Consider the following 13,470-nt stretch of genomic DNA (forward strand, 5'->3'; position numbering starts at 1 on the left):
TAGAAGCCAATTATGATCAAGAATAATAACTTCCTGCTTACCCTGGTCTGTAGCCTTGTTCTCACTGCAGGTCTCTTTGCGCAACAGGATGCACAATATACGCAGTACATGTATAATACCATGAGTGTGAACCCGGCCTACGCCGGCTCCAGAGGCCAGCTCAGCGCAGCAGCACTCTATCGCTCCCAATGGGTGGGCCTGGAAGGAGCACCGGAAACCCAGACCATTAACCTGCATTCCCCGATCAGGAACAGCAGGGTAGGGTATGGAATTTCTGTTGTCAATGATAACATAGGGGATGGTGTGGTGCAGGAAACCTACCTGGATGCGGTGGTTTCCTATACTATTGATGTTTCCGAGGAAGGCAAGATGTCTTTCGGGCTTAAAGCCGGGGGGCATTTGCTGAATCTCGACTTCTCCAGCCTTAATAATTTTGATGACGAGCCTATTTCCGGGGATAATATAGAGAACAGGTTCTCACCGAATTTTGGGCTGGGACTCTATTACCATACCAACACCTTTTACGCCGGATTGTCTACGCCAAATATGCTGGAGACCGATCATTTTGACAACTCCCAGCGCGATGCTAACGATGTGCAGTTCCTGTCCAGGGAGCGGATGAATTTCTATTTTATTACCGGTTACGTGATGGACCTGAACCCTTCCTTAAAATTTAAACCGGCTATCCTTACCAAGGTAGTAGGGGGTGCGCCTATACAGCTCGATCTTTCTACGACTTTTTTGCTGAATGAGAAATTTTCTTTTGGAGCAGCTTACCGTTGGGATGCCGCGCTGAGTGCCCTGGTTGGGTTTCAACTCTCCGACCAGTTCATGATCGGCCTTGCATATGATAAGGAGACCACGGAGCTGGGAAGCACCACCTTTAACGATGGCTCATTTGAGGTATTCCTTCGTTTTGAATTGGTGCGTTCTTACCGTAGGTTGGTATCACCACGATTCTTTTAAATTAATAGTCCATGAAAATGAGATCACTGTTACTATGTATTCTGGCATTGTCCCTGGCCTTACCGGGGATAGCCCAGGAACGACTGATGAATAAGGCCAACGAAAAGTACCAGGACTATTCTTTTACTCCGGCTATAGATATCTATCAAAAAGTTCTGGATAAGGGTTACGTTTCCGCAGACCTGCTGAAACGACTTGGGAATGCCTATTACTTTAATTCGGAATACGCCAAGGCCGCGGATATTTATAAGCGACTGATTGCTGAATACCCTGATGACCTGACGCCGGATTATTATTTCCGATACAGCCAATCGTTAAAATCGATTGCCAAATACGAAGAATCCAATAAGGTAATGCAACAATTTGTCGCAATGACCGGGGATGATGAACGGGCCTCCCGGTTCAGTTCAGAAGCTGATTACCTGGAAGATATTGAGAAGAATTCCGGTCGTTACACACTTAAACCATTTGCCTATAATTCCCCCTATTCAGATTTCGCGCCGACCTTTTACCGCGAGGGACTTATATTTTCTTCGGACCGAGATACAGGGAACCTCGCAAGATACCGTCATACCTGGACAGCAAAGGATTTCCTGGACCTGTATAAGGTGAATGCCGATAGTATTTCCCTGGAGAAAGTGGTCAAGGTAGAGAATGTTAATTCGCGCTGGCACGAGTCGACCACCGCCGTCACCCCGGACGGGAATACCCTCTATTTTACCCGGAACAATGAAAAGGACGGGAAACTGGTGAAAGGCAAGAATGGGATCGTCCGGCTTAAAATATACCGGGCCACCAAATCAGAAGGGGAGTGGCTGATCATCGAAGACCTGCCGATCAACAGTGATGCATATTCCGTGGCTAATCCTGCGTTAAGCCCTGATGGGAAGTTCCTGTATTTTGCATCCGATATGCCGGGAACCCTTGGCGAATCGGACATCTTCAGGGCAAAGATCAATGATGACGGCACTTTCGGATCTCCTGAGAATTTGGGCCCCGTGATCAATACGGAAGCTCGCGAAACTTTCCCTTATATCACGGACAATGAAATACTATATTTCTCATCAGATGGTCACCTGGGACTGGGCGGTTTGGACGTCTTTGCAGCGAAGATCCTGAGGGATGATTTTGAAGGTCCTGTCAAGAATGTCGGGCGCCCTGTGAACAGCCCCAAAGATGACTTTACCTTTGTTTTCCGGGAGGATAAAAAAGAAGGATTTTTTGCATCTAACCGCGAAGGAGGCAAGGGAGCGGATGACATCTACGCCTTCGTGGAAAAAGAACCGCTTCAATTTGAATGCATACAGCAGATCACCGGTACAGTACGTGATAAGATCTCTAATGAACTTTTGGTCGGTGCCAATGTCAAAGTAATAGACGAATCCAACCAGGAAATACAGTCTTCCATCACCGGGCAGGAAGGTAACTATGCCCTGACCTGTGACTGTAATAAGGGCAACTTTGTACGTGCGGTGATGCAGGGGTATATCCCTGCAGAGGAATACCTGGGGGCTTCTGAGGGCAAACCTCGAATAATCGACTTCTACCTGGAGCGGGAAACCGTTACCGGAGGCTATGGAGACGACCTGGCTAAACTGTTACAGCTCAGTACGATATATTTTGATTTTGATAAATACAACATCAGGCCTGACGCAGAAGTTGAAATCCAGAAGGTGATTGCTGCCATGGAAAAATACCCCAGTTTAAAACTGAAGGTGAACTCGCACACAGACAGCCGTGGTCCGGATGCCTACAACCTTTATTTGTCTCAGAAGAGAGCCGAATCTACAGTAAATTATATGATCGCGAAGGGAATAGCGGCAGACCGGCTTCAATTTGAAGGTTACGGGGAAACCAAGCTGGTCAATCAGTGTAGCAACGGCGTAAAATGTACGCAGGAGGAGCACGAACTCAACCGTCGATCTGAGTTTATAATTCTTGAATAAGCCTGCGATAATGTAGAAAAAGTAAGCCCCATAACCGGGGCTTTTTTATTTCCTTCTTGGAGTTAACCACGCAATACGAGTGTTTACCCTGTAAGCAAGCCGTTTCACAACATTTTATTACGTATCTGTTATTTGAGTTTTATTTTGGGGCTGTTAGTATCGTACTGATTCAGTTTTATTCATATGAAAAAAGCTAACCTCCGGGGCATTATGATTTCATTTAAATGTAAAAACATTTTTTTATTGACCTTCCTATTTGTGACAGCAATTGGTTTGTCACAGGAAACTTTCCTTGACAGGTTTGATAACGAGTCTTACAACAACAATAACGGAACCCGGAATTTCAGCGGTGCTTGGATCGAGGTTGGCGACGATAATGATGAGGAAGAAGGCAGAATCTATATTAACAATAACAGGCTTTACTTTGAAAATCTTGATAACGCGACTATCCAACGCTCCCTGGATCTGAGCGGTGCGATTAGTGCCACATTAACCCTTGATTATGTTACCACCAATGGTGATGAAAGGATAGAGGTTCAACTCTGGGATGGTTCTAATTTTCAAAAGGTAGGCGAATTGGACGGCTCAGGCAGTTTCACGTATACCTTAGACCCGGACGAATTACTGGCCGATGCTGCGATCCGTTTTATATCAGACAGCGGGGGCTGGGGGGATTCTGAAACTATGTATCTGGATAATGTCATGGTTACAGCTGATTATAACGCCAATATAAAGATAGATCAGGTAACAGCTAACGAAGATATTGGGACGGTAACATTTACCGCAACCTACACAGGAGCTGGGTTCGTTTTGCCTTTTTCCGTCAACTACCAAACCACCGATGGAACAGCCCTGGCAACTCAGGATTATACCGCGGTCAGCGGAACCTGGTTTTTTAACGGGGTATCCGGTCAGACACAGACAGTTACCGTTCCTATAATAGATGATGAATTTTACGAATTCGATGAAGACTTCTTCATTGAAATGACGAGTAGTACAAACGCAACGATTACCATAACAGACCGGGGAAAGGGGACCATTACGGATAATGAAGTAATACTGGGTAATACGCCTTTGGTACTGGAGGAACAGTTTGATGGGTATATGGATTATGCAACTACCGGGGGTACCCTCAGAACACAGGATAACAATACCGATGCCTGTGCATTCACCACGAGTTCTTCCAACACCTTGAGTTCCCCCATCCCCGGCGGGGCAGTTATTGAAAGAGCTTTGTTATACTGGTCCAATTCATCGCGGGTAATGGATCCCCAGGTAACCTTTGAAGGCAGGACTGTTGATGCCACCACAGTATATACCACCTCGATCGCGGGGATGGATTTTTTCAGTCATACCGCAGATGTTACGGATCTCATCCTGGGAATCCCGAACCCCTCTGCCAATGTTTATGATTTCTCCGGACTTAGCATTGATAACACGGGGAGCTATTGTTCGCTACAGGCTACACTTGGGGGTTGGTCCCTGATGATATTTTATACAGCCCCCGGACTTCCGGCGTCGACGATTAATCTTTATGAAGGGTTTGATGGAACCCGGTATAATACAACAAGCTTTACACTTTCAGGTTTTTATGCCATTGGTTCTACCGGGGCCAAGACTACGATACTCTCTTGGGAAGGAGACCAGACCCTTGGTGTAGATGAATTCCTTCGATTCAATACTCCGTTAACGGGTACCAATACCTTGGCCGGAGACGGAGACAACGATGGCGTGGGGACTAACAATCCATTTAACTCTACTCATTTTGACAATACCATAACTCCTGCCTTGAACAATACCAATAATCACGGAGTGGACCTGGACACCTACGATGTTTCTCCTTTTATACAGGCCGGCGAATCAACGGCCACTACACAGGTCAGGACTGGACAGGATTTTGTTGCGATGAATGCCGTGGTGCTGAAAGTACCCTCTAACCTGATCATTGGGAGGGTATTCGAGGATATGAATTACGGAGGAGGTGCAGGAAGGGACATGGCAAGTTCGGGCGGAATACCGCTTGAGGGAGCACGAGTGGAATTGTACGATAGTGCGGGAAATCTTTTTGCCTGGGAAAATACAGATGCCTTGGGCTATTATGATTTCGCAGGGATGGCGAATGGGGATTATACTGTAAGGGTGGTTAACAATACAGTCCGTTCCAGCAGGCCCGGCGGTGCAGGTTGTAATGAATGTATTCCTGTTCAGACCTATAAAGCCAACTTCGAGAACAGTGCTTTGATTCCTGTCAGTAACAAAGTCGGTGGAAATTTTCCGGCGGCAACGGATGTAGGTGATAATACTTTAACAGGAGCACAATCCACCGCCACAGTGACAATTTTTAATGAAGGTGCTGTAGGCTTGGATTTTGGGTTTAATTTCAACACAATTGTCAATTCGAATGAGGATGGGCAGGGCTCGTTAGAACAGTTTATTGTTAACTCGGAGAAATTAGGAGAAACAGGATTGGACATTGTAGCCAACGCCATCTTTGACCCGGCAGCGGGGGAGGATACTTCTATTTTCATGATCCCCCCCACGGGTGATGCCTTGGGAAGAGCAGCTGATACTCGCTATGCCTCCGGGTTCTTTGATATTTTAATAACCGATGGTGCACAGCTATCAGCAATCAAAGGGAATAATACCATCATAGATGGGCGCACCCAGACGGCCTATTCCGGCGATACTAATCCAGGGAGCCTGGGAGCCAGCGGGACAGCGGTCGGAACCGATGGCGCAATTTTACCCACATTTGAACGCCCCGAAATACAGGTAAGAGGACAAACCAAGGAGGTATTCAGACCCGATGCGGTCAATATATCAATAAGGAACCTTGCAATTACGGCCAATGATAAAGCTGCGGTTGTCACTAATAATGGTTCGGTCTCCCTGATTTCCAATATTATAGGTGCCGACGCTTCAGGTAACCCGGGCGCACTGGAATTCGGTGTAGAACACACCAAAGGGAGTTTAATTGCTACTGGGAATTATTTCACTAATGCCTCCGAAACAGCAGTTTTGATCGACCAGGCCGATGCTACACTACTGGAATACAACCACCTGGATCGTAATGGAACTGCCGATGGATGCGCTGATAACATTTTTATCAAAGATGGAACTAACGTTCAGATATTTTACAATTTGATAGAAGGTGCCGGGGGAACGGGAATTGACGCCGATAAATTTGACGGGCCTTTAGTTATTGAAGAAAACACCATTAAGGGTAACGGTACATTTTTGATATTCTGTGGAGGAGGAGTGTACGAGGATGCCGGAATCCGCATTGCCGAGAGTGATGCCCGTATTAACCATAATGTTATTCACAGTAATTTTGGAGAAGGTGTGGTTGTGGTTGATAAAGATGCCACAGGTATTCTGATTTCTCAAAATGCTATGTTCAACAACGGCCAAAGGTCACCTTCCCTGGGGATAGACCTGGACCGGGGAGAGAATCATGGTGACGGCGTGAGCCTTAATGATATTGGAGATGGTGATGACGGCCCTAACGGTCGGCTGAATTTCCCGATATTCGAATCAGTTTCTACCGTAGGCCAGGAACTTGTGATCCGGGGATGGGCCAGACCGGGTTCTGTGATCGAGCTTTTCGTGGCCGATATTTCATTGGGATCTGCTACTATGGGAGACAATCAATTACTAGGTCTTACACAAGATTACGGGGAGGGTCAGTCTTACATCGGTACAGTCACAGAAGGTAGTCCGGCAGATCAGGATGCCACCATATCCTTATATACCGGTCCGGACGGGAATACGGATTCGACCAATTATTTTACTTTTCGTATCCCTATTTCCGGTGGAGCCAGGGCAGGATACTATTTGACCGCCACAGCCACGATCGGGAATAATACCTCTGAATTCTCACCGGTAATCCTGGTTAAACCCGGTACAACGATTACAAACCGAAGAATTACCTATCGCGTAAACAATTAGGGGTACAGTTCCTTTTCCGGGAGCCTGGCTTAACAGCGCCATCAGCCACTTTCACAACAAATTTTAGAATTTAGATGTACTGTTCAGTAGATTTGTGAGTTTAAGAATCCTAGGAAAGTATACAGGTGGATTAATGATACCTGTCAGGTTGACCATAGTACCTCATAGGAAAATTCATAAACTTCCTCCAATTACGCATTAATGAAAATTGAATGAGCCTCAGAACACAGCAGTTAAAATATTTAGCTTTCAGGAGATCCTATGGGATTTTGGTGCTATGTATGGTGTTAGCTGCGGTATCCGGAATACAGGCTATCCATTCACAATCCACAGGGGATTATCGATCCGTAATCAGCGGTAATTGGAACAATCCTACTACGTGGCAACGTTATAACGGCACGGCATGGGTGGCAGCCGTAGATTATCCAGGGCAGAATTCGGATGTAGACCGGGTAACTGTAAGGGGCGGAAATACGGTAACCCTGAACATCGATGTAAATGCTTTCATGATTAACGAGCTGTTTATAGGGGACCGTTCCGGAGCTGATGATATCTTGTTAATTCCTGATAATGGAGATTTTGATCTTCATACCAGGGATCTTGTTGTAGAGATAGACGGGGTATTAGAATGGGTGAAAAATGCGAATATTTACCTTCCCGAAGGCTCCCGTGTCATTAACCAGGGGGGCACCATCAGTACGAATAAAAGCTGTAACGCTTCCCAGGTAATTTACATAGGCACTGAAAAATTCTCTACCTGTAACGGTAATGGCGGATCAGACTATTCATTTGATGATCTTGAAACAGCATTACCACCCCCGACAAGTGACGGGGACCAGGAAGAATGTGCAGAACAGCCCGTACAAACGCTCACCGCCTCTGCCACCCCTCCTCAGAATGCCTACGTAGTATGGTATGCTACCGAAACCGGGGGAAGTGAAATCAGTCCCACCTTGAATACGGTTGGAACGGTTACCTACTATGCCGAAAGTGTGGATGATGTAGATGCTGACAGGCGCAGTATTTTTCGTACCCCTGTATCGCTGACCCTGAAACCCAGTCCCACGATCATGGTTTCAAGGGCCCCACTCTGCAATCTTCTGACCAATACCTATTCCCTGGAAGTAACGGTAAGCTCGGGTTCTGTCAGCAGCACGGCAGGTACCGTTACCGATCTCGGCGGAAATGAATGGAGCGTGAGCAATGTGCCATCTGGCACTGATATCGTAATCACCGTCACAGAAATTAATGGGTGTACGGATGAGGTCGCAGTAACTTCTCCCAATTGTACCTGTCCCCCTTTAAATGCCCCTGTGAGCGGAGGGGACCAGAGCTATTGTTCAGGAGATCCGGTACCCGAACTCACAGCGACCGTAAACGCCGGGGAAACAGTAGATTGGTATGACACCTCTTCAGGAGGTGTCCTGTTAGCTTCCGGCACCCAGACGTATACACCCTCCGGTCCAGGTACTTATTATGCACAGACCAGGAATAGCGTATCGGGCTGTACCAGTAGTTCCAGGACTGCTGTTTCGGTCAGTGAAGATCCCAGGCCAACAGCAACAATTGGTCCGGATCGTACTGTTTTGGTTGGTCAGGTTCCTGTTTTCACCGCCTCTGCAACTTCTGCAGATACCTACCAATGGCAGGTTAGCGTAGATGGGGGGATAAGTTATTCTGATCTAGTTGACGGACCAAATTATTCCGGGTCACAGACACTTAACCTGACATTGAATACGGTAGGTATCAATCAGAATAACTACTTGTATCGCCTATTGGCCTCTAAGAGTGGTTCTTCCTGCCCGCCCACCCCTTCTTTATCAGCACAGCTGACCGTCAGGATTGGCTCTATCATAAGCAATCGTTCGATAACGCCCAGGATCAGGCCAGACTAGATCAATCTTTTCATAAGGCTAAGATTTACAGATCATTAGGAGAAATATCAGGAAATATTAAGGACCTGACCTCAGAAATCATCCGATTCACCCCCAATAAGTTCAGGTTGACATCATTTATTGGTTATCAGGGAATTAAGCACATATTTTTGATATTACTGATACAGGGGCGATATTTCGTGGACTAACCAAGGCCTCTACCCTGTGTCCGGGAAGTAATGGCATTAAAGGCTAACACACTACCGGAAGTGATCGTTGACTTTCATGGGTTCAACGCGAAACATGTAAGCAGGGCGAAGCCTTGTTTAAATACTTTTATTAGATCCTATTTCATACGCTTCCTGATTTTCCTTTTTTTCTGTGTCCATTCCTATGGGCAGCTAGACCCCCTTCCGGTAATCGTGCCTAACCCTAACAGGGGCTTACCTGTTCTTTACAGTATTGCGGACAACCGTTCAGAACTATATTACGTGGCTCCGGACCCGACTACGTTGCCGGCCCCCACCTTTGTCAATATCACCTTTGGCGGGGCTCCCATAACGTTTTCTGGAGAGGGTGGTGGTTTCCGCTCCACAGATCAGCTGATTTATGTCTTCAGAGATAATGGAGGTAATTCTGATATGTATTCCATAGACCCGGTTACCGGAATAGCATTGTTGGTTAAACCCGCGGTCTGCGGAGGTCACGTGGAAGGAGCAGAGTTCTATATCAATAACACTACTGGGGAAGAAATACTGGTTATTATTTACAACGGTGGTGGGGGCGATTGGGTCATGGCCATGAACCCAAATGCTAATGGGCCTAATCCTGCCTGGACACCCTATTCCGGTTATCCAAAACCTTTATCCGGCGCCCGGACCACCGCGGACGGTGTCTCCTGGGACCCTGTCAGTGCCGGGTTTTACGTTCAGAATGATGACAACGTGGATTACTACAGCCTGGATATTTCTACCGGGGTCACTACCTATGCCTTTACAAGTGCCCTGGCGGTAGACGGGGAAGGAATTACTTATGCCAGTGATGGGAAAAACTATATTGAGGATGAAGGGCAGGCCGGGCAGGGGAGGATGCTGTTCAGCGTAGATGTGCCTTCCGGTGCCATGGTACCCGTAGCGCAATTAGGCAGTACTGGCGATGTGGAGTCTATTATGGGTAACCTCGGAGTACGAGATGACAGTGGAGATGCCCCTTCTTCTTACGGCTATGCCTCGCACAGGTTACCGGTAATAGCTAGTACACCTGTTTCAGTATACCTTGGTACCATACCTCCGGACAGTGAAGACCCCTTTGTGAATTTCAGTACCGGGAGCAGTGATGATGATAACGGTGATGATGAAGACGGGGTGACCAGTGGAGGTACAGATTTCAGCAATCAGCTGTTGAGTCTTGGTACTGTGAAAACCATAGATGTTGTCGCAGCCGGTTCCGGGGTACTCAGTGCCTGGATCGATTTTAACCGGGATGGTGATTTCCTGGATGCAGGGGAACAGATCGCTACAGATGTTACACCATCAGGAGGACTTATTACCCTCAATGTGCCTATCCCGGTTACCGCTACACCGGGCGTTTCCTATGCCAGGTTCCGGTATTCTAGCCAGACCGGTCTCGCACCCGGGAATACTACAGCTGATAACGGGGAAGTAGAGGATTACCAAGTGATCATACACGATACCATCTCTTGTCCTGCAGGTGAGACCAACGAAGAGTATTTTACCTATGCCCCGGTCTATGCTACTGCTGTAATCGTTGACGATAGTGTAAGTAATGAAGATAATGCGCTTGGCAATGACGATAATACGAATGCCAGGCTGAACAGTAATGGAGATGAACTGATTCTCGAAATGGGTGAGCTCATCAATAACGGGGACGAAGTTACCGTGAATGGTGAAGATGGGGACGACCTGGATATCTGGGTATCCTCCAGTGCCACCGGACCATGGACCCAGGTGGGGTTTAATGCCCAACTAGATTTCACCTTCATTTCGCCCATAGACTGGCTATATATTCGCTTTAAACGAGGTGATGGTAATGGTGATGAAAACATAAGCTATGTGGAAGCCATGAAATCGACCTCCAATTTCCGTTGTACACCGGATAATGACGGGGATGCCATCCCTGACCGCACAGACCTGGATGATGATAATGATGGGATCCCGGATGCAGACGAACTGGCAACTCTGGTGAGTACCGGCCAGCCTTTATGCGGGGGTGAAACCGTATTGGATTTCAGTTCAGCCCCGGTCTTGGAAGTGGGTACAGACAAGCAGATCGGCGCTGTTTACCGCGTCGCCAATGTAACTACGGGTACAGACGCACTTATCACAATTACCGATATATTTAATGCCACCATCAATACCATAGATGATAACGGGTCAGACCCGTCTTACTTTAAGCCAATGACGGCATTTAATTTTGCCAAAGCAGGAGATTTTGGATATATCGAGTATCACATCCAATTCGTGAATGCTGGCGGCAGCACCCCTGTTGTTGTGCCCAAATTCTTTATGAATTTCAATGATATTGATGGTAGTGCACAATATGGCGAACAGACCTGGGCTGATAATCCCTCTACTTACACTATTGATAACCCGACCGATCTCACCATGACACAGGAGGGGTCATGGGTGATAGGGACTTCAGGTACAGCGGGATATCCGGGAGCTGGTAATGCAAATCCACAGGTGAATTTTAATGTAAACTATAACTCCAAGTCCGAAATATCGGTACGCTTCGGAGCTGTTGCCTTCCAGGACGGAGCAAGTTCAGGGGGCAGGCAGCATAGTATCCAATTTAATTGTGTTACAAATTATGTAAGCCCGGAAACTTATGGCCTGGATTCTGATTCGGATGGTGTTGCCAACCATTTGGATCCGGACTCGGATAATGACGGAATATATGATGTTGTAGAAGCGGGTCATGATCTCCCGCATACCAATGGAGTGCTCAGCAGTCCCTATGGCCTAAACGGGTTGGCTGACATTGTGGAAACCAGTGCTGAAAGTGGAATAATAAATTTTACAATAAGGAATTCAGATGGATCTGATGCTACGGATTACCTCGATAATGATAGTGATGATGACGGCTGTGTAGATGCGAACGAGGCCTATGGAAATTCTGCAGCCGATGGGGATGGAAATGGGTATTATGGTACAGGAGATCCTCCTGCTGTTAATACGGATGGTACAGTTGTCGCAGCATCTTATGGGGTTCCGGCAGATGGGGACGCTGATAGTACTCCCGATTACCGGCAGGCCGAAGCTCCACCCGTCATCACTGCCCAACCTCCGGATAGGGAGATCTGTGCTGATGGGAACACTACTTTCCCGGTTATGGTGACCAATGCTGATACCTTCCAGTGGCAGTTGTATAACGGGGCGTCGTGGACAGATATTACAGATGGTGGAATACACAGTGGGACCAGTACTAATACCCTGGTGATCACAGCCGCCCAGCCGTCAGATGATGGTAATCAATACCGACTTATATCCTCGAGCAGCAGTTATGTATGTAGTACAGTTACCTCCGCATCCGCTACTTTGACAGTAGTACTGCCCGATCCACCCACCTCCGGGGGAGACCAGGTGGAATGTGCAGATAATCCTGTTCAGACCCTGACCGCCACGGCTACGGCGCCCCCGGGATCCGATCTGGTGTGGTATGATGCTCCTACCGGCGGAAACACGGTGGGAAGCCCCACGCTGAGTAGTGTAGGAACCGTTACCTATTACGCGGAATCCCAGGATTCAGGTTCGGGTTGTCCCAGTGCTACTCGGACTGCGGTTAGTCTTACTATACAGCCCCGGCCAACGATAGCCGTCACAGATGCGCCCAGCTGTAATATTTTCCTTACCGCCTATTCCCTGGAAGTTACGGTAAGTGGGGGTACGGTGACCAGCTCTGCAGGTACTGTGACCAATGCGGGTGGGAATGTATGGGATATTACCGATGTCCCGGACGGGACAGATATTCTCCTGACCGTTACTGATGGCAATGGTTGTGTGGAAACGCTCCCTGTTACTGCCCCGGATTGCTCGTGTCCCGTAGTGAATGCGCCCACCAGTGGCGGGAACCAGGCGTATTGCAGTGGGGATCCTGTTCCCACCATCACAGCTACCGTAGGAGCCGGGCATACCGTAGATTGGTATGATGCGGCATCCGGAGGGAATTTATTATTGGCTGGTAACCTGAGTTATACTCCTCCCGGGCCTGGAGTTTATTATGCGGAGGCCCGTAATACCATTACCGGCTGTGTCAGTGGTACCAGGACAGGGATCAGTGTTACTGAGAATTTTCCTGCGACCTCGACCATTGGGGCAGATCAGACAGTGTTTGTAAATGCTGATGCGGTCTTTACTGCGGCTACGACAAATTCCAATACCTATCAATGGCAGGTAAGTATGAATGGGGGAGGTAGCTATTCCGATATTGTCGACGGATCTGAATATACTGGGACCAATACACTAACACTGACCGTTACCGATGTGCAACTTCCTAAGAATGGTTACCTGTACCGGCTTCGGGCATTCCAATCCGGATCCGCCTGCCCCCCGGTCACTTCTGCAGGGGCACTGTTAACAGTTCGACTCAGGACGATAATCACCAATAGGAGGATCACGGTCCGGGCGAATCCTGATTGAGGTTAAACCACAGGTATTTAATGATATAACGTGTGTTTTGAGGGCTTTACAACATATATTTCTCTAACTAAGCGTTTT

General features: G+C 47.6%; 5 protein-coding genes. All 5 read left to right on the top strand.

The genetic code is table 11. The features are described from left to right. Positions 1-12: 12 nt before the first annotated feature. Complete coding sequence (locus PP178_RS09890) at positions 13-966, top strand: PorP/SprF family type IX secretion system membrane protein (RefSeq protein WP_272594182.1); 954 nt, start codon at positions 13-15, stop codon at positions 964-966. A gap of 11 nt (positions 967-977) precedes the next feature. Further along, on the top strand, positions 978-2,912 hold the full coding sequence (locus tag PP178_RS09895) for an OmpA family protein (RefSeq protein ID WP_272594183.1): 1,935 nt from the start codon (positions 978-980) through the stop codon (positions 2,910-2,912). A 243-nt stretch (positions 2,913-3,155) separates the two neighbouring features. Further along, on the top strand, positions 3,156-6,860 hold the full coding sequence (locus PP178_RS09900; protein ID WP_272594184.1) for a Calx-beta domain-containing protein: 3,705 nt from the start codon (positions 3,156-3,158) through the stop codon (positions 6,858-6,860). Between the two features lie 212 nt (positions 6,861-7,072). Beyond that, positions 7,073-8,755, top strand: coding sequence for an immunoglobulin domain-containing protein (locus PP178_RS09905; RefSeq protein ID WP_272594185.1), 1,683 nt, complete (start codon positions 7,073-7,075; stop codon positions 8,753-8,755). A gap of 218 nt (positions 8,756-8,973) precedes the next feature. Beyond that, positions 8,974-13,392, top strand: a complete 4,419-nt coding sequence (locus PP178_RS09910) for an Ig-like domain-containing protein (protein WP_272594186.1) — start codon at positions 8,974-8,976, stop codon at positions 13,390-13,392. Positions 13,393-13,470: the final 78 nt, after the last annotated feature.

It is taken from the genome of Zeaxanthinibacter sp. PT1, assembly GCF_028464225.1.
Classification (GTDB): Bacteria; Bacteroidota; Bacteroidia; order Flavobacteriales; family Flavobacteriaceae; genus Zeaxanthinibacter.

Excerpts from the sequence above, each read along its gene's own strand:
- PP178_RS09895 (WP_272594183.1), top strand. The coding sequence starts at position 978 with ATGAAAATGAGATCACTGTTACTATGTATTCTGGCATTGTCCCTGGCC.
- PP178_RS09910 (WP_272594186.1), top strand. The coding sequence starts at position 8,974 with ATGGCATTAAAGGCTAACACACTACCGGAAGTGATCGTTGACTTTCAT.
- PP178_RS09890 (WP_272594182.1), top strand. The coding sequence starts at position 13 with ATGATCAAGAATAATAACTTCCTGCTTACCCTGGTCTGTAGCCTTGTT.
- PP178_RS09905 (WP_272594185.1), top strand. The coding sequence starts at position 7,073 with ATGAGCCTCAGAACACAGCAGTTAAAATATTTAGCTTTCAGGAGATCC.